This is a genomic window from Actinospica acidithermotolerans, assembly GCF_018139625.1.
Classification (GTDB): Bacteria; Actinomycetota; Actinomycetes; order Streptomycetales; family Catenulisporaceae; genus Actinospica; species Actinospica acidithermotolerans.
Genome location: NZ_JAGSOH010000035.1, coordinates 1 through 19,046, shown reverse-complemented (window position 1 = coordinate 19,046; position 19,046 = coordinate 1). Strand labels below are relative to the sequence as shown.

Genomic DNA, 19,046 nt, shown 5'->3' with positions numbered 1-19,046 from the left:
GCGCGGCACCCACAGCCGCCACCGTCACCACCACCACCCGCAGCCGGAGCTGGAAGGCGAAGCACCCATGGCCGAAAGGGCGAAGATCCTGCTCGTGGACGACCGCCCGGAGAACCTGGTCGCCCTCGAGGCCGTGCTCGGCGCCCTGGACCAGACCCTGGTGCGGGCGACCTCGGGCGAGGAGGCGCTCAAGGCGCTGCTCACCGAGGACTTCGCGGTGATCCTGCTGGACGTGCAGATGCCGGGCCTGGACGGCTTCGAGACCGCCGCGCACATCAAGCGGCGGGAGCGGACCAAGGACATCCCGATCATCTTCCTGACCGCGGTCTCCAACGGCCCGCACCACACCTTCCGCGGCTACGCGGCGGGCGCGGTGGACTACCTGGCCAAGCCCTTCGACCCGTGGATCCTGCGCGCGAAGGTCTCCGTCTTCGTCGAGCTGCACCGGAAGAACCTGCTGCTCAAGGAGCAGGCCCAGCTGCTCACCGACCGGCTCGCCGCGCGCGACGAGGCCGGCCGGGACGGCGCGTGGCTGGTCGCCGAGCTCGCGGCGCGGCTCGCGGCGGTGGAGGAGAACGTGCACGGCCTGGAGCGGCTGGCGGCAGGCACCTCCGCGGGCTCGTCGCCCGCCGCCGACGGCGCGATCCCGCGCGCCGAGCTGACCGCCGCGCTCGACACGCTCAACACGAGGCTCGGCCGGCTGCGTTCGGCCCTTGACGCTCTGACCTGAGCCGCCCGCGCCGCGCCGAGCTGACCGCCGCGCTCGACACGCTCAACACGAGGCTCGGCCGGCTGCGTTCGGCCCTTGACGCTCTGACCTGAGCCGCCCCGTCGGCCAACGGCCGTACAGCCGCCTGTTGGCGACCGCTCACCGTTCTGACGCCGTGTCCGGCGGGATCAGAACCGGCATCCGGCCGGGATCTTCGAGTACTCTCGAACCATGCCGTCCCGTGCCCCGGCCAAGCGCACCCAGGCCAAGCGTCCGGCCAAGAAGGCCGCCGCGAGGCCCGGCGCGTCCGCGAAGGGCAGAGCCCAGGCCGCGAGGACGCCGACGATCCCCGGCCCGATAGAACTGCTGGTGCGCGCGGTCGAGCTGTTCTTCTCCGTGCTCTGGCTCGGCGCCAGCCGGTCGGTCGGCGCGGTCGCGCGCACCGGACGGCGGCGGCAGGCCGTCGGGCGGGCCGGGATGGCCAGCGATCTGCCCGGGGCCCGCACCTCCGACGACGCGCAGCAGGCCGTCGCCGAACCGCGCGGCCTGCACCCGGACCACCGGCGCGACGGCTGGGGCCTGCTGCTGATCGGCCTCGCGCTGGTCGTGGGCGCGGCCATATTCCACAAGATGCCCGGCTGGCTCGGCAGCGGCGTCTACACCGTCGTGGTCGGCGCCGTCGGCTGCCTGGCCTGGGCCGTCCCGCTGCTGCTGCTCGGCCTCGCGGTGCGCGTGATGCGGCACCCCAAGGACACCGCCGACGACCTCGGCCGCATCGTCATCGGCCTGACCTGCCTGAGCCTCGGCGTGCTCGGCATCGTGCACATCGCCCGCGGCGCACCGCGCCCCTCGATGGGCGCCGAGGCGATGCGGCACGGCACCGGCTGGCTCGGCTGGTTCGCCTCCGCGCCGCTGTCCGCCGTCTTCAGCCAGTGGGTGACCGTCCCGCTGCTGGTGCTGCTGACCTTCTTCGGCCTGCTGGTGACGACCGCGACGCCGGTCTACCGCATCCCCGACCGGCTGCGCCGCGCCCGCGTGACGGCCGACCGCCTGCTCGAGGGCACCTTCCACGGCCGGCTGCCCGAGGACGACCCGCGCATCGACGGCGAGCAGGAGCCGAGCGACCTGCAGGCCGTCCGCGGCCTCCAGCTCGCGCCTGCCGTCCCCGACGTCGACCCCGACCTGCCCGAGGACCCGGACCTCGCCGAGCCCACCGTCCTGCTCCCGCTGCCGATCCAGCAGCAGAAGGAGCAGGAGATCCAGGAGCGGAAGGCGGCCAGGGCCCGCAAGAAGGCGGCGGCCGCCCCGTCCTCGTCCCCGCGCGTCGAGCAGGTCACCCTGCTCAGCGGCCAGGACTACCAGCTCCCGTCGATGGACCTGCTCGCCCAGGGCGCGCCGCTCAAGGCCCGCTCCAAGGTGAACGACGCGGTCGTCGAGTCGCTGACCGGGGTCTTCGCGCAGTTCTCTGTGGACGCCAAGGTCACCGGCTTCACCCGGGGCCCGACGGTGACCCGCTACGAGGTCGAACTCGGCCAGGCGGTCAAGGTGGAGCGCATCACGGCCCTGTCGAAGAACATCGCCTACGCGGTGGCCTCGGCGGACGTGCGCATCCTCTCGCCGATCCCCGGCAAGAGCGCGATCGGCATCGAGATCCCGAACACCGACCGCGAGATGGTCTCACTCGGCGACATCCTGCGCGCGGACGAGGCGGTGGCCGACAGCCACCCCATGCTCGTCGGCCTGGGCAAGGACGTCGAGGGCCAGAACGTCTCCGCGAACCTGACGAAGATGCCGCACATCCTCGTCGCCGGGGCCACCGGCGCCGGTAAGAGCACCTGCATCAACACGCTGATTACCTCGATCCTGATGCGCGCCACGCCCGAGCAGGTGCAGCTGATCCTCGTCGATCCCAAGCGCGTCGAGCTGACGGCCTACGACGGCGTGCCGCACCTGGTCACGAAGATCATCACGTCGCCGAAGAAGGCGGCCGAGGCGCTGCAATGGGTCGTGCGCGAGATGGAGCAGCGCTACGACGTGCTCGCGGAGACCGGCTTCCGCCACCTCGACGACTACAACAAGGCGTTCGAGGCCGGCAAGGTCAAGCCCCCGCTCGGCGCCGACTACGAGTACCGCAGGTACCCGTACCTGCTGGTCATCGTCGACGAGCTGGCCGACCTCATGATGGTCGCGCCGAGGGACGTCGAGGACTCCATCGTCCGCATCACCCAGCTGGCGCGCGCGGCCGGCATCCACCTGGTCCTCGCCACCCAGCGCCCCAGCGTCGACGTCGTCACCGGCCTGATCAAGGCCAACGTCCCGTCAAGGCTGGCGTTCGGCACCTCCTCCCTCGCCGACTCCCGCGTCATCCTCGACCAGCCCGGCGCCGAGAAGCTCGTCGGCAGGGGCGACGCCCTCTTCCTGCCCATGGGCGCCTCCAAGCCCGTCCGCCTCCAGGGCGCCTATCTCTCCGACGAAGAGATCGCCGCCATCGTCGAGCACTGCAAGTCCCAGCTGCAGGCCGAGTACCGCAGCGACGTCACCGAGGGCCAGGCCGCCGCCAGGAAGCCCGAAGAGGAGATCGGCGAGGACCTCGAACTGCTGGTCCAAGCGGCCGAGCTCATCGTCTCCAGCCAGTTCGGCTCCACCTCCATGCTCCAGCGCAAGCTGCGCGTGGGCTTCGCCAAGGCCGGCCGCCTCATGGACCTCCTCGAACAGCGCGGCGTGGTCGGCCCCAGCGAAGGCGCCAAGGCCCGCGAAGTCCTCGTCCGCCCCGACGACCTGCAGCAGGTCGTGGACGGCCTGAACGCGGAGGGGTAGGGACGGCGTCGGCGGCGCTGTCGCTGATGGCGACGCCTCACCCGCGCCATGCGCTCCGCTTCCGACATCCGGGTTCCCCGCCGCCTTCGGCGGTGCGGATTTCGGCACGTCGCTGACCGTGACCTTTCCAGCTGACGGTGCGTTAGCCGGTCGGACGCGCGCCCGCCAATCGGGGGAATCCACGGCTCGGGAGGGGACGGGCGCCCCGGAACCGGGCAGGTGCATCCGGTAAGGCAAGCAGATAAACGGGTCGCGCGTAGAGCACAGCACCGGAGGCGGGAAATGGCACAGCAGGACGGGGAGGACCGGGTCCGCAGGGCCCAGCAGCACGGCGACCGGGGTGCGGCGGCGGACGGCAGGGCCGCGGGATCCGGGCCACGCTCCGGAACCGGCTCGGGCTCCCGCGCCGGCTCAGGCTCCCGCACCGGCCCGGGTGGCCCCGCGGCCTCGGCCTCGGGCTCAGGCCAGGGAGCCGGCTCCGGGCCCGGATCCGGGCACCGGGAGATCGGCGAACTGCTGCTGCAGGCGCGGATCGACCGGGGCCTGACCGCGCGCGAGGTCAGTGAGCTGACCCGGATCACGCCGGAGACGCTGCGGCGGGTGGAGGCCGGGCAGTTCGAGCACTGCGGAGGCGACGTGTACGCGCGCGGGCACATCCGCGCGTACGCGCAGGCGGTCGGGATGGACCCGGAGCCGCTGCTGCTGATGTACGGCGCGGTCCATCTGCCGCCGCTGACGAAGCGGGACCTGCGCAAGCCGCGCACCGCCCATCCGTCCAGCGTGCCGCGGTCGGACAAGCCGCTGGGCTCCGCCCGCAAGGACGCGCGGCAGGCGGCGACGAACCGGGCCCGCGCGGTGCTGCCGACGATCGTTCCGGGCGCCGTCCCCTCTCTGGTGCCGATGGTCGGCGCGGCCCCGCCGCCGGATCTGCCCGCGCTCAAGCAGCCGCGCCGGGACGACTTCACCGACGCCGACTCCGGCTCGGCCGCGCGGCTGGTCGATCCGCTCGTCTCGGACGGGGCCGCGGTCAACGAGGCGCCGGCGGCGTTCCTCGGGGGCGCGAAGGGCGCGGCGCCGCGGCCGGGGCCGAACTGGTCGCTCGCGCTGCTCGGGGCGATCGGCGCGGTCGGGCTCGTCGCCGCGGTCCAGCTCTGGCCGCACGGCTCGCCCGCCGCGACCGCCCCGACCGGGGCCGCCGGCGCGGCCGTCTCCAAGAAGCACGCCACGCCCGCCCCCAAGGCCTCGAGCCCCAAGCCGACGCCGTCCCCGGCCGTCGCCGCGCCGAAGGCGCCGGTCGACCTCAAGATCAGCACGAAGACCGAGCCGGTCTGGATCGGCGTGGTCAACTCGGCCGGGCAGCAGCTGTTCTGGAACATCCTGGCTCCCGGCACGACCAAGGAGTTCACCGACACGGCAAGGCTGGACGTGACGCTGGGCAACGCGGCGGGGGTGGCGCTGCAGCTCAACGGCAAGGTCGTGGCCAGCGAGGGCACCGACGGACAGGTCGTCAGCACCAGCTTCGGCCCGCAGGGTCAGCTGTAGGCGCAACCGGGAATGCCAGGCCGAGCGTACGGGCCGGATACCCTGGTTGCATGCCGAGCTCCGCCATGCCCGAATCCACGCTGCCCGAAGACGCACGCGCGACCCACAAGGTCGCGCTGATCACCCTCGGCTGCGCCCGCAACGACGTGGACTCCGAGGAGCTCGCCGGGCGCCTCGCCGCCGACGGCTTCGAGCTCGTCGACGAGGCCGAGGACGCGGAGATCGCGGTGGTCAACACCTGCGGCTTCGTGGACGCGGCGAAGAAGGACTCGATCGACACCCTGCTGGCCGCCTCCGACCTCAAGGGCCAGGGCCGGACCAAGGCCGTGGTCGCGGTCGGGTGCCTGGCCGAGCGCTACGGCAAGCAGCTGGCGGACGAGCTGCCCGAGGCGGACGCCGTCCTCGGCTTCGACTCCTACCAGGACATCGGCGACCGGCTGCGCACCATCCTCGGCGGCGGGCACGTCGAGGCGCACACCCCCTCGGACCGCCGCCTGCTGCTCCCGCTGACCCCGGTCGAGCGCCAGGCGGGTGGCTCGTCCGTCCCCGGCCATGGGCACGGCCGGGACGCCGCCCCGAAGATCTCCGACCTGCCGGACGGGCTCGCCCCCGCCTCGGGACCGCGCACGCTGCGCCGCCGCCTCGGCGACGGGCCCTCGGCCCCGCTGAAGCTGGCCTCCGGCTGCGACCGGCGCTGCTCCTTCTGCGCGATCCCGTCCTTCCGCGGAGCGTTCCTCTCCCGCCGCCCCTCGGACATCCTCGCCGAGGCCCGCTGGCTGGCCGAGCAGGGCGTTCGCGAGGTCGTCCTGGTCAGCGAGAACTCCACGTCCTACGGCAAGGACCTGGGCGACCTGCGGCTGCTCGAGACGCTGCTGCCCGAGCTGTCCGCGATCGACGGCCTCGACTGGATCCGGGTGTCCTACCTGCAGCCCGCCGAGCTGCGGCCCAGCCTGGTGACCGCGCTGGCCACCACGCCCAAGGTGGTGCCGTACTTCGACCTCTCCTTCCAGCACAGCGCGCCCGGCGTGCTGCGCCGGATGCGGCGCTTCGGCGACACGGACCGCTTCCTGGAGCTGCTGGCCTCGATCCGCGAGCTGGTGCCGCAGGCCGGCGCCCGGTCCAACTTCATCGTCGGGTTCCCCGGCGAGACCGACGAGGACTACGCCGAGCTGGAGCGCTTCCTGACCGAGGCCCGGCTGGACGCCATCGGCGTGTTCGGCTACTCGGACGAGGACGGCACCGAGGCCGCGGGCTTCGCCGACAAGCTGGACCAGGACCTGATCGACGAACGCGCCGCCGCTCTCGCCGACCTGGCCGAGGACCTGGTGGCCCAGCGGGCCGCCGAGCGGATCGGCGAGAAGGTCCGGGTGCTGGTCGAGGAGGTCTCCGAGGATTACGCCGAGGGCCGCGCAGCGCACCAGGGTCCCGAGGTGGACGGCTCGGTCCGGCTGACCGGCGCCCTCGCCGGGATCCGGGTCGGCGACCTGGTCGACGCGGTCGTGCTGGACAGCGAGGGTGTGGACCTGGTCGCGGAGCCCGTGGCCGCGCAAGCCGCGGAGCTCGGGTGAGCACCCCGGCCGACGGGCGGATAGACGTGGCGCCGGACCCGTCGGCGTCCCGGGAGCCCGTCTCCAACTGGAACATCGCGAACATGCTCACGATGCTCCGGATCCTGCTGGTCCCGCTGTTCGTGGCGCTCTTCGTGCACGACGGCGGCCAGGACACGCGGTGGCGGCTGGCCGCGGCGGCCGTGTTCTTCCTGGCCTCGGCGACCGACCGCCTCGACGGGGAGCTGGCCCGCCGCAGGCACCTGATCACCGACTTCGGCAAGATCGCCGACCCGATCGCGGACAAGGCGCTGATCGGCGCCGCGCTGATCTGCCTGAGCCTGCAGCACGAGCTGTGGTGGTGGGTGACCGTCGTCATCCTGGTCCGCGAGATCGGCATCACGCTGATGCGGTTCTGGGTGATCAGGTACGGCGTGATCGCGGCGAGCCCGGGCGGCAAGCTCAAGACCGTGCTCCAGTCCCTGGCGATCTTCCTCTACGTGCTGCCGCTGCAGAGCGTGGCCTGGCTGGAGTGGACCGCGACCGTGGTGATGGCCGCGGCGCTGGTGCTGACCGTGGCGACCGGAGCGGACTACATCGTGCGCGCCGTGCGGCTGCGCGCCGGGCGGTGAGACGATGGCTGACATGAGCTCGAACCCGCAGGCAGGCCGGGACGGGGCGGCGCGGGACGCGGGAGCGGCCGAGGAGGTAGACCCGGCGCTGCGGCTGTTCACGCTGGCGCTGCGCTCCCGGCTCACGGTGGCCGTGGCCGAGTCGCTGACCGGCGGCCGGGTGGCCGCGGCGGTGACGGCCGTGCCGGGCGCCTCGGCGGTGCTGCGCGGCTCGGTGACCGCCTATGCCACGGACCTCAAGGCCCGGGTGCTCGGCGTGGACGCGGGGCTGCTGGACCGGGTCGGCGCCGTGGACGGCGAGGTGGCCCGGCAGATGGCCGAGGGTGTGCGCAAGCTGTGCGGGGCCGATGTGGGCATCGCCACCACCGGCGTCGCGGGCCCGAGCGAGCAGGACGGCAAGGCGGTCGGCACCGTGTACGTCGCGGTGGTCGGGCCGGACCCGGAGGACGCCGAGGTGGCGTACGAGCGCTTCGCCGGGGACCGCGGCGAGATCCAGCGCGCGGCGACCCGGCTGGCGCTGGCCAGCGCGGTGGCACATCTCACATCGTGGGCCGCGGGGTAAGCGTCCGATAAAAGTTTCCCGGTCGGAAGCATGAACCGGCACTGTCGGTGGCACGTCTTAGAGTGAGTGGTGTCGCAGACGCCGCAGTTGAACGCTCCGTGGAAAGCACGGTGCGGACGAGGGAATTTAGTTCGACGCACGGCCGTTGCACGGTACGGTGGCCCCTCCCGGCGAAGGGAAGGCGCCGCCGGCGCCAGGCGCCATCGCCGGTCCGGACGGGAAGAAAATTCCGGCCGACCCGGTGAATACCGGACCCGGAGCGGGTACGGTGGCCGGAAGCCGCTCCCCGAAGGTGGGGCGGCGCAGCGCGAACGGGCGCCGCCCGGGCGCTCGGCTCCCAGCCGAGCGCGGCCGAGGTCGGAACCCGCGGCCGAAGACCGACTACGAGTTCACGAGAGGGAGGGAGCGACGCCATGATCCTGATCCGTCGCCTGCTCGGCGATGTGCTGCGGCGCAAGCGCCAGGACGAAGGGCGTACCCTGCGGCAGCTCGCCGCAGCGGCGAGAATCTCGCCCGGGTACCTCTCCGAGATCGAGCGCGGCCAGAAAGAGCCGAGTTCGGAGCTGCTCGCCGCCATCTGCGACGCTCTCGACGCCCGGTTGTCCGACGTGCTCCGCGAAGTGTCCATCGAGCTCGCCGCGGCCGAACTCGCCGCCCAGCTCGAGTCCGAGCGCATCTCCGCGCCGGTACCCCCGGCCCGCGTGGGTTCCGGGGACAAGACCCCCGTCAAGAGCATGCCGCTGGCCAAGCCGGTGGCGCGCGGCGCGGTGCGTCCCGGGGCCCGTCCCGCGGCGCGTCCGGTCACCCGGCGCACCCCGGCCGCGGTCGGCGCCGTCAACGGCGGCCAGAACCTCGCGGTCGGACCGGCCCCCGCGGTGACCGCCGCCGCGCTCGCCCCGTCCGGCACGCCGGGCCAGGTGGGCGGCCACGGCATCGGCGCCCCGCACCTCGCGATGGGCTCGCCGAACCTGCTCGCCTACCCGGTCATCCTGCCCGGCGCGGGCTCGGTGCCGCAGCTGGCGCTCCGATAAGGGCGAAGAAGACCACGACGCAGACTCTGAGAAACCCCGAGCAGCCCCCGTCCCGCGACCGCGGGGCGGGGCTTTCGGCATGGGGCGGGGAAGGCCGGCGGAAAATCCGCATGCCGATCTCCGCCGACCCGTGCGACCATCGAATCATCACCACCGATCGCGAAAGGCACAGATGACCAACTCCCGTTATGAAGTCGATTCCGAGTACGAGGCCCGGGACGATCTGGAGCTGGGGAACGACTACGACGGCGAGCAGTTCGACCGAGCCGATCGGGCCTCGCTCCGCCGCGTGGCAGGGCTCTCGACCGAGCTCCAGGACGTCACCGAGGTCGAATACCGGCAGTTGCGCCTGGAACGCGTCGTCCTGGTGGGCGTCTGGACCTCCGGCACCGCCGCGGACGCGGAGGCCTCGCTGCGCGAGCTCGCGGCGCTGGCCGAGACGGCCGGCTCCCAGGTGCTCGAGGGCGTGACCCAGCGCCGCGACCAGCCAGACGCCGCCACCTACATCGGCTCCGGCAAGGCCAAGGAGCTGCGCGACATCGTCGCCGAGACCGGCGCCGACACGGTGATCTGCGACGGGGAGCTGACCCCGGCCCAGCTGATCCACCTGGAGGACGTGGTCAAGGTCAAGGTGGTCGACCGCACCGCGCTGATCCTGGACATCTTCGCCCAGCACGCCAAGTCCCGCGAGGGCAAGGCGCAGGTCGCGCTCGCGCAGATGCAGTACATGCTGCCGAGGCTGCGCGGCTGGGGCCAGTCGCTCTCCCGCCAGATGGGCGGCGGCGGCACGGCCGGGGGCGGCGGCATCGCCACCCGCGGTCCCGGTGAGACGAAGATCGAGCTGGACCGGCGGCGGATCCGCGAGAAGATGGCGAAGATGCGCCGGGAGATCGCGGAGCTCGGCAAGGGCCGCGACGCCAAGCGGCACGAGCGGCGGCGCAACGCCGTCCCGTCCGTGGCGATCGCCGGCTACACCAACGCCGGCAAGTCCTCGCTGCTCAACCGGGTCACCGGCGCCGGAGTGCTGGTGGAGGACGCGCTGTTCGCCACCCTGGACCCGACCGTGCGGCGCACCGAGACCGCGGGCGGCCGCGGCTACACCGTCGCGGACACCGTCGGCTTCGTCCGGCACCTGCCGCACCTGCTCGTCGAGGCCTTCCGGTCCACGCTCGAAGAGGTCGTGGACGCGGACCTGATCCTGCACGTGGTCGACGCCTCGGACCCCGACCCCGAGGGCCAGCTCGCCGCGGTGCGCGAGGTGCTGCACGAGATCGGCGCGGCCAAGGTCCCGGAGATCGTGGTCTTCAACAAGGCCGACGCCGCCGATCCGGACGTGATCGCCCGGCTGCTGCGCCGCGAGCCGCACTCCGTGGTCGTCTCGGCGCGCACCGGCGCGGGCATCGACAAGCTGCTCGCGGCGATCGAGGAGGACCTGCCGCGCCCCGCCTTCGAGGTGGACGCGGTGATCCCGTACGGCCGCGGCGACCTGATCTCGCGGATCCACGAGCACGGCGAGCTGCTCAGCGAGACGCACCTGGAGACCGGCACCCGCGTGCTGGCCCGGGTGGACGCCCCGCTGCACGCCGCGCTCGGCGAATTCCTGAGCTGACGCCGTACGGCCAACCGCCGGGTCCTGGTTCCAGGGCCCGGCGGTTCGCTTATCCTACATGTCACTCACAGTAGTGAAACGGTTTGACGCGGTCACCGAGCCTGGGTAAGGCTTGCCTCACAACGATCTTCTGATGATGCGTCAGTGAGGGCGGAACGTGGGCGTCGACGAGCTTCACGACCCGGAGGGCCTGCTCGCGAGGCAGGCCGCCCGGGAATCGTCGGCGCGCAGCTATGCCCGGCACCTGCCGGTCGTCCCCGTCCGGGCCGAGGGGATGCTCGTCCACGGCGCGGACGGCCGCACGTACCTGGACTGCCTCTCCGGCGCCGGCTCACTCGCGCTGGGCCACAACCACCCCGTCGTCGTCGAGGCCGTGCGCAAGGTCCTCGACGCGGGCGCTCCGATGCACGTGCTCGACCTCGCGACCCCGATCAAGGACGAGTTCACCGAGACCCTGCTCGGCCTGCTGCCCGGCGAGCTGGCCCGGGACGCGCGCATGCACTTCTGCGGCCCGTCCGGCGCCGACGCCGTCGAGGCCGCGATCAAGCTGGCCCGCATCGCCACCGGCCGCTCGGGCCTCGTCGCGTTCACCGGCGCATACCACGGCATGACGGCGGCGGCGCTGGCGGCGACCGGCAACGTGTCCGCGCGCACTCCGGCCCGGGTGCCGGACGCGGGCGTGACCCGGCTGCCCTTCCCGCAGGACTACCGCTGCCCCTACGGCATCGGCGGCATCGCGGGGGAGCGGATCGCCGTCGAGCACGTGCGCAGGCTGTTCGACGATCCCGGCAGCGGCATGACCCCGCCCGCCGCCGTGATCGTCGAACCCGTCCAGGGCGAGGGCGGCGTGATCCCGGCGCCGGACGGCTGGCTGCGGTCGCTGTCCGCACTGGCGGCCGCGTACGACATGCCGATGATCGCCGACGAGGTGCAGACCGGCCTCGGGCGCACCGGCGAGCTCTGGGGCGTGGACCACGCCGGAGTCGTGCCGGACATGATGGTGCTCTCGAAGGCGATCGGCGGCGGCCTGCCGCTGGCCGTGATCGTCTACCGCGCGAAGTACGACGTCTGGCAGGAGGGCGCGCACACCGGCACCTTCCGCGGGCACCAGCTCGCGATGGCCGCAGGCACCGCGACCATGCGGTTCGTCGCCGAGCACAGCCTCGCCGAGCAGTCCCGCAAGCTCGGGGACAAGCTGCGCTCCGAGTTCGAAGAGGCGATGGCCGAGCTGCCCGCCATCGGCGATGTGCGCGGCCGCGGGCTGATGATCGGCCTCGACCTGGTCGACGCAGGCTCGGCCGCCGACGTCCTCGGCGCCCGGCCCGCCGCGCCCGGCCTGGCCCGGCGCGTGCGCGCGGAGGCGCTGCGGCGCGGCCTGATCGTGGAGCTCGGCGGCCGGCACGGCGCGGTGCTTCGCCTGCTGCCGCCCCTGACCATGACAGAGCTCGAAGCCGAGCAGGTGCGCGACCTGGTGCTCGACTCGATCGCGGCCGCGAGCGCCGGTTGGCGGTCATGAGCGGTGGGCCCCTTCCGGCAGGGGGCCCCGCAGCGCTCGAAGCCGAGGTGCGGGCCGCGTTCACGCCGGTCCTGCCGCCGATGGGCCTCGGCGCGTGGTCGCTCGACGTCCTGATCGGGTATCTGCCCACGCACACGGTCCGCCCGGCGCATCCGTACGCCGCCGCCCACCTGCACTGTCCACCGGATCCCGTCGCCGTCGAGGCGGACCAACTCGTCGCCGCGCTCAATCCCTCGCAGGACTCGTGGGATCAGAGCGCGGCCGCTTCCGTCATCGAGGCCTGCGTCATCGAGGAGTACAGCGCGCTCGCGTTCGGGGCGCCGGGCTCCGGTTCGATCACCTCGGGCGGCACCGAGTCCAACCATTTCGCGTTGCTGCTGGCCCGCGATGCCGCGCTGGCCCGGGCGTACGCGGTCGATCCGGCCGAGACGGGAATCCCGGCGGCCGCCGCCGGGCGTCTGCGCATCCTGACCTCGGAGGTCGCGCACTTCTCCGTCGCCCGGGCCGCCGCGCAGCTCGGCCTCGGCGAACGCGCCGTCATCCCGGTTCCGGTGCAGGAGGATCACCGGCTCGATGCCGCCGCATTGTCGCAGGCGGCGAAGCGCATCGCCGCCGACGGGGACACGCTCGTCGCCGTCGTGGCCACGGCCGGAACCACCGACGCGGGCGCCATCGACCCGCTCACCGAGTGCGCATCCGTGGCCCGCAAGCACGATGCCTGGTTCCACGTGGACGCCGCTTACGGCGGCGGGCTGCTGCTCTCGAACGTCCGCCGATCGATGCTCGCGGGCATCGAGCTCGCCGACTCCGCAACCGTCGACCTGCACAAATTCGGCTGGCAGCCCATCCCGGCCGGCCTGCTGCTCACCCGCGATCCGCAGGCGCTGGCGCCGATCTCACGCCGCGTCGCCTACCTCTCCGACCTCGACGACGAGGCCGCCGGCTACCCGAACCTGCTCGGCCGCTCGCTGCGCACCACGCGCCGCCCCGACGCCGTGAAGATCCTCGCCGCGGGCCGGCACCACGGCCTCGACGGCTTCACGCAGATGATCGAGAGCTGCTTCGCCCAGACCGCGCACGTCGCCGCCGCGATCGAGGCCCGGCCCGAGTTCGAGCTCGCGCTGCGGCCCGCGCTGACCACCGTGCTCTTCCGCTACCGCGCCCGCAACGGCGACCCGGACCGGGTGAACGCCGAGGCCAGACGCGCGCTGCTGGCCGCCGGCAGCGCCGTCGTCGGCCGCACCGCGCTGCCCGGCGGCGGCCCCGGTTCGCTGCGGCTGAAGTTCACGCTGCTGCGGCCCGAGACGACCAATGCCGAACTCGACGCCCTGCTCGACCTCGTCGCCGCGGCCGCGCACGCCTGCGACGTGCCGAGCAGCTGAACCCTCCGTCCGAATCCAGCCCGAGGAACCGCCCGTGACCACAGCCGTGCAGCCGCAGCCGACGCCCGCCGCCGAGATCTCGGACGCCGCCGCCCGACTCGCCGTCGAGAGCCTGCTGCGGTGCTGGGTCCGCGAGCACCGGGTGCCGCGCCCGGCCGCCGCCGACCTGGTCCTGGAGATCGGCCCGGCCACCGTCACCGTGCCCGTCCGCTACTGGTCCGCGACCGGCTGGCACCGCTTCGGCCAGGCGCTGTCCGACGAGGGGCCGATCACCCCCGGCGAGCTGGCCATGATGATGGGCGAGGCGACGGGCGAACGGCCGGCCGCCGAGGAGCTGGCCGGCCGGGCCGGCGAGTCGGCCGAGCGGATCGCCGTGCACCTCGCGGATCGCGCCGCCAACCCGGCGTTCCCCGACCCGGAGTCCACCGGGATCTTGACCACGCCGTTCCTCGCCGCCGAGCAGGCGCTGCTCGCCGGGCACCCGCTGCACCCGACCCCGAAGAGCCGGGACGGCCTGACCGAGACCGCGTACAGTCCCGAGCTGCGCGGCGGCTTCCAGCTCGACTGGTTCAGCGTCGACGAGTCGCTGATCGCCGAGGAGAGCGAACTCGGCCCGACCGCTCACGACCTGTGCACCTTCCTCAGCGGGATGCTCCCGGACGACGGCATGCTCGTCCCCGCGCACCCCTGGCAGGCCGCGGAGCTGCTGCGCCGCCCGGCCGTGCGCGATCTGATCGACGCCGGGAAGCTGCGGCACCGCGGCGGATCCGGGGCACGCTGGTTCGCCACGTCGTCGCTGCGCACGGTCTACCGGCCCGACGTGCCCGTGATGCTCAAGCTCTCGCTCGGTCTGAACATCACCAACTCCAAGCGCGAGAACCTGCGCACGGAGCTGCAGCGGGGCGTCGAGGCGCACCGGCTGTTCGCGGGCGAGGCCGGAAACAGGCTGCTCGCCGCGCACCCGAACTTCCGCATGCTCACGGACGCTGGCTACCTGGCCGTCGACGGCGTGCAGGGCCTCGACGTCTCGCTGCGCCACTCGCCGTTCCGGCCGATCGACTACGTCTACTGCGTCGCCGCGCTCACCGACCTCGGCCGCGGCGCGATCTCCTCGGACGGCGCCGCGAACGAGCTGGCCGCGCACATCAAGGGACTGGCCGCCGCGACCGGGCGCCCGGCCCGCGCCGTCGCCACCGACTGGTTCGGCCGCTACGTGACCCACCTGATCCTGCCGATGCTGTGGCTGGACGCCGAACTCGGCGTCACGCTCGAAGGCCACCAGCAGAACACGCTCATCCAGCTCGACGAGCAGGGCTATCCCGGCGCCGGCTGGTACCGGGACAACCAGGGCTTCTACTACCGCGAGTCGCGGATCGCGCAGCTGGCGAAGACGGCCGGCGATCCGGAGCTCGGCAAGGCCAGCTCGACGATCGTGCCGGACGACGTCGTGACCGAGCGGCTCGTCTACTACGTCGGCATCAACAACCTGTTCGGCGTGGTCGGCGCGCTCGGCTGCGCGGGGCTCGCCGAGGAGCGCGACCTGCTCGCGGTCGCCCGCGAACAGCTCTCCGGCCTGCGCGGACACCAGCCGACCGACATGCTGCTGAACGCGGGCACCCTGCGCTGCAAGGCGAACCTGCTCACCCGCGCGGCGGGCCTGGACGAGCTGGTGGGCGAGCTGGCGACGCAGTCGGTGTACGTCGAGATCCCCAATCCCTGCCTCGGAACCGGAGGATCCTGATGACCGCCCTGCTGTGGTTCGATCTGCGCACGTCGGCCGGGCGTCTCACGCTGTCCCCGGTGAAGGTCGAGCGCGACCTGCCGCTCATCCAGAGCTGGATGAACGACCCGGACGTCGCGCGCTACTGGGAGCTCGACGGCCCGCTCGAGCGCACCACCGAGCACGTGCTCGCGCAGATCGACCTGCCGCACACGCAGCCGCTGCTGGCCCGGCTCGCCGGCCGCGCGATCGGCTACTGGGAGCTGTACCGGGCGGCCGACGACCCGCTGGCCGAGTACTACGCCGCGCAGCCCGACGACCTGGGCGTGCACCTGCTGATCGGGGAGAGCGACTGCCGCGGGATCGGCCTCGGCGGCGTGCTGCTGCGCGCGCTCGCCGACGCCGTGCAGCAGGAGAAGGCCCGCCGGGTCGTCGCGGAACCCGATGAGCGCAACATCGCCTCCGTCCGCGCGTTCACCGCCGCCGGATTCGCGCCCGCGGCCACGCTGGACCTGCCGGACAAGCGCGCGACCCTGATGATCAGGGAGACGAGTTGAGCCGGGAAGCCTACGAACTCGTCGGCATCGGGCTGGGGCCGTTCAACCTGGCACTCGCCGCGCTCGCCGAACCGTACGAGCCGCTGACCTGCCTCTTCCTCGACGAGAACGTGGAATTCAGCTGGCATCCCGGCATGATGGTCGACGGCGCCACGCTCCAGGTCCCGTTCCTCGCCGACCTCGTCAGCCTCGTCGACCCGACCAGCCGGAACAGCTATCTGGCCTGGCTGCGCGACCAGGACCGGCTGTTCGGGTTCTACTTCGGCGAGGCCTGGCACGTCCCGCGCGCCGAATACGAGGCCTACTGCCGGTCGGTCGCCGAGCGGCTCGCGTCCTGCCGCTTCGGCTGCCGGGTCACCGCGGTCCGCCGCACCGCCCTCGCCGACGGCCGCGACGGATTCGCCGTCTGCTACGACTCGCCGGACGGCCTGCGCACCGCGCTCGCGGCGAACGTCGTCCTCGGCATCGGCACCGAGCCGGTCGTTCCCGGCTCGCTGCGCGCGGTGTGCGAGGCGGGCGGCGCGCTGGTCTCGCACAGCGCGCACTACCTGAACCGCACCGACTGGATCCGCGCGGCCGACGACGTGACCGTGCTCGGCTCCGGCCAGTCCGGCGCCGAGATCGTCCTCGACCTGCTGCGCGGCTGGCACCAGCCGGGCCGCCGGCTGCGCTGGCTCACCAGGTCGGCCGCGTTCGAGCCGATGGAGTACTCGAAGATCGGGCTCGAGCACTTCACGCCCGACTACGCGGACTACTTCCACGCGCTGCCTGAGGCCGTCCGCGACCAGCTGCTCGCGACGCAGGGCAGGCTCTACAAGGCCGTGTCCTGCGACACCCTCGCCGAGATCCGCACCGAGCTGGACCGACGCGCCTTCCCGCACGGACCCGCGTCCACCGGCGTCACGCTGCTGCCCGGCATGGAGGCGGTCGGCGGCCGCCTGGTCGAAGTGCCGGACGGCGAGGAGGTCGAGCTCGAATTCGTGCACGCCCGCACGAGCACCGCGTGCGTCGTCCGCACCCAGCGCCTTGTGCTCGCGACCGGTTACGCGCAGCGTCAGCCCAGGCTGCTCGGCCCGATCGACGCGCAGGTCCGGCGCGATGCGCGCGGCAGGCCGCTGATCCGGCGCGACCACCGCGTCGTGCTGGACGGAACGGACGCCGGGCTCTACGTCCAGAACGCCGAACTGCACACGCACGGCGTCGGCACGCCCGACCTGGGCCTCGCCGCGTACCGCGCGGCGTCGATCATCAACGCCGTCGCCGGCCGCGAGGTCTACCGGCTGCCCGAGCGCACCGCGCACACCAGTTTCTCGCCGGCCGCCGCCGCCACCGCCGACCCGGCGATCACCCGGGTGACCGCGCTGCCCGCCCAGATCGGACGGGCCAGGCACGCCCAGCGAACCGTCGACGAGCAACGCCAGATCCCGAGCCAGCCGGAGGAACGCCGTGACCGACGCCCCAGCTCAGCCCATTTCCGCGCCGGATCAGCTGCCGCAGCAGGTGGAGATCCCGATCGCCTCGCCGGCCCCGCAGCCGCCGTCGCAGGCGGAGACCCAGAGCCCCCGCCCGCGGGAGTCGATGACCCCGCCGCCGCGCCCGAGGGCCTCGACTGAGGCGGACCCCGCGCTGCTCTGGCGCGCGGCCGGACGGCGGCTGCTGGCGAAGACGATCGGCGAGTTCGCGTACGAGGAGCTGCTGGAGCCGCAGCCGGTGCACGAGCAGGACGGCTGGTACCGGCTGACGGTGCGCGCCGCGGCGCCGGACACGCCCGCGCCCGTCATCGAGAGCATGTACGGCCCGGCCGCGCGCAAGCCCGACGGCGGCGAGACGGAGTACGCGTTCCGGGCGCGGCGCGGCGCGTACGACTGCTGGTTCGTCGAGCCCGGCTCCATCCGCCGCGACGGGCACCAGGCCGCGGACCCGCTCGTCTTCCTGGCCGACGCGCAGGGCACCCTCGGCCTGGCCGGGGACACCGCCGGCCACCTCGTGCGCGAGTTCGCCGCCACCCTCGCCGCCGACGTGCGCATCGCCACCCGGGCCCAGGCCACCGCCGCCGAGCTGGCGGACCTCGGATACGCGGAGCTCGAGGGGCACCAGACCGGCCACCCGTGGATCGCGTTCAACAAGGGACGGCTGGGCTTCTCGGTCTCGGACACCGCGCGCTACGCCCCGGAGAGCCGCGAGCCCGGCCGCCTGGCCTGGATCGCCGTGCGCGACGACCTCGCCGAGTACCGCGCCGTGGCCGGGCTGACGGCCCGTCGGCTGTACACCGAGGAGCTCTCGCCCGCTGAGCGCGTCCGCTTCGGCGCCGAGCTGATCCGCCGCGGCTGCAACCCCGCGCGCTACTGGTGGCTGCCGGTGCACCCGTGGCAGTGGGACGAGATGATCCAGACGCTGTACGGCGCGGAGATCGCCGACGCGCGGATGGTCTACCTCGGCGAGTGCGACGACACATACCTGCCGCAGCAATCGATCCGCACCTTCAGTAACGTGGACCACCCGGAGCGGCGGCACGTGAAACTGCCGCTGTCCATCCTGAACACGATGGTCTGGCGCGGCCTGCCGACCGACCGGACCGTCGCGGCTCCGGCCGTCACCAGCTGGCTGAAGGGCATCACGGGCGCCGACGCGTTCCTGACGGGGGAGTGCCGCGTCGTGCTGCTCGGCGAGATCGCCTCCGTGACCGTGCGGCACGACGTGCTGGACCGCATGCCGCGCATCCCGTACCAGTACCGCGAACTGCTCGGCGCGATCTGGCGCGAATCCCTGCCCGCGGCGCTAGAGCCAGGCGAACGCGCCCGCACCCTCGCGGCGCTGCTCTCCCTCGGCGCCGACGACAGGCCGCTGATCGCCGAACTCATCGCGCGCTCCGGCCTGAGGCCGGAGGAATGGCTCGGCAAGCTGCTCGCGGCGGTCCTGCCTCCGCTGCTGCACTACCTCTACGCCTACGGCACCGCCTTCTCGCCGCATGGCGAGAACGCGGTAGTGATCTTTGACGAGCACGACGTCCCCGTCCGCCTGGCCGTCAAGGACTTCGTCGACGACGTCAACGTCGCCGACGCCGACATCCCCGCGCTCGCCGAGATGCCGGAGGAGGCCGCCGCGGTGCTGCTGCGCGAGCACCCGGAGTACCTGTGCCAATTCCTGCACGGCGCCCTGTTCGTCGGCCACTTCCGCTACCTCGCGGACCTGCTGGAGCAGCGCCTCGACCTGCCCGCGGACCGCTTCTGGGAGCAGGTGCGCGCCGAGATCGCCGCCTACCAGGCCCGCTTCCCGGACCTCGCCGACCGCTTCGAGCTGTTCGACCTGGCCACCCCCCGCATCGACCGCCTCTGCCTCAACCGCAACCGCCTGCTGCTCGACGGCTACCGCGACCGCGCCACCCGCCCCCACGTGGAACCGCACGGCACCGTCCCCAACCC

13 protein-coding genes and 1 pseudogene are annotated in these 19,046 nt (G+C 73.1%); all 14 read left to right on the top strand.

Annotated features, from left to right (window positions below; translation table 11 throughout):
• Positions 1 to 67 precede the first annotated feature (67 nt).
• Positions 68 to 730 (top strand): response regulator, encoded by a 663-nt coding sequence (locus KDK95_RS14195; RefSeq protein WP_212518611.1) that lies wholly within the window; start codon positions 68 to 70, stop codon positions 728 to 730.
• Between the two features lie 210 nt (positions 731 to 940).
• Positions 941 to 3,526, top strand: a complete 2,586-nt coding sequence (locus KDK95_RS14190) for an FtsK/SpoIIIE family DNA translocase (protein WP_212518610.1) — start codon at positions 941 to 943, stop codon at positions 3,524 to 3,526.
• A gap of 282 nt (positions 3,527 to 3,808) precedes the next feature.
• A complete protein-coding gene (locus KDK95_RS14185; protein WP_212518609.1) occupies positions 3,809 to 5,068 on the top strand; it encodes a helix-turn-helix domain-containing protein in 1,260 nt (419 codons plus the stop codon).
• Positions 5,069 to 5,118: 50 nt separating this feature from the next.
• Complete coding sequence (gene rimO / locus KDK95_RS14180) at positions 5,119 to 6,636, top strand: 30S ribosomal protein S12 methylthiotransferase RimO (RefSeq protein ID WP_249161218.1); 1,518 nt, start codon at positions 5,119 to 5,121, stop codon at positions 6,634 to 6,636.
• Entirely contained in the window at positions 6,633 to 7,247 is a 615-nt protein-coding gene (gene pgsA / locus KDK95_RS14175) for a CDP-diacylglycerol--glycerol-3-phosphate 3-phosphatidyltransferase (protein ID WP_307844354.1), read from the top strand. Before rimO ends, pgsA begins: the two co-directional genes overlap by 4 nt.
• A gap of 13 nt (positions 7,248 to 7,260) precedes the next feature.
• Complete coding sequence (locus KDK95_RS14170; RefSeq protein ID WP_212518608.1) at positions 7,261 to 7,809, top strand: CinA family protein; 549 nt, start codon at positions 7,261 to 7,263, stop codon at positions 7,807 to 7,809.
• Between the two features lie 413 nt (positions 7,810 to 8,222).
• Positions 8,223 to 8,549 (top strand): annotated as a pseudogene (locus KDK95_RS38215) (helix-turn-helix domain-containing protein); the annotation flags it as partial.
• Positions 8,550 to 9,012: 463 nt separating this feature from the next.
• Positions 9,013 to 10,449, top strand: coding sequence for a GTPase HflX (gene hflX, locus KDK95_RS14160; RefSeq protein WP_212518606.1), 1,437 nt, complete (start codon positions 9,013 to 9,015; stop codon positions 10,447 to 10,449).
• Between the two features lie 157 nt (positions 10,450 to 10,606).
• Entirely contained in the window at positions 10,607 to 11,965 is a 1,359-nt protein-coding gene (locus KDK95_RS14155) for a diaminobutyrate--2-oxoglutarate transaminase family protein (RefSeq protein WP_212518605.1), read from the top strand.
• Complete coding sequence (locus KDK95_RS14150) at positions 11,962 to 13,347, top strand: pyridoxal phosphate-dependent decarboxylase family protein (RefSeq protein ID WP_212518604.1); 1,386 nt, start codon at positions 11,962 to 11,964, stop codon at positions 13,345 to 13,347. The genes KDK95_RS14155 and KDK95_RS14150 overlap by 4 nt, the downstream gene beginning before the upstream one ends.
• A gap of 34 nt (positions 13,348 to 13,381) precedes the next feature.
• On the top strand, positions 13,382 to 15,088 hold the full coding sequence (locus tag KDK95_RS14145; RefSeq protein ID WP_212518603.1) for an IucA/IucC family protein: 1,707 nt from the start codon (positions 13,382 to 13,384) through the stop codon (positions 15,086 to 15,088).
• On the top strand, positions 15,088 to 15,624 hold the full coding sequence (locus KDK95_RS14140) for a GNAT family N-acetyltransferase (protein WP_212518602.1): 537 nt from the start codon (positions 15,088 to 15,090) through the stop codon (positions 15,622 to 15,624). The genes KDK95_RS14145 and KDK95_RS14140 overlap by 1 nt, the downstream gene beginning before the upstream one ends.
• Positions 15,621 to 17,237 carry a lysine N(6)-hydroxylase/L-ornithine N(5)-oxygenase family protein gene (locus KDK95_RS14135; RefSeq protein ID WP_212518601.1) on the top strand — a complete coding sequence of 539 codons (1,617 nt, stop codon included), beginning with the start codon at positions 15,621 to 15,623 and terminating at the stop codon, positions 17,235 to 17,237. Before KDK95_RS14140 ends, KDK95_RS14135 begins: the two co-directional genes overlap by 4 nt.
• Positions 17,203 to 19,046: IucA/IucC family protein (locus KDK95_RS14130; RefSeq protein ID WP_212518628.1), on the top strand; the 1,844-nt coding region annotated here is incomplete at its 3' end. The genes KDK95_RS14135 and KDK95_RS14130, both read left to right, overlap by 35 nt.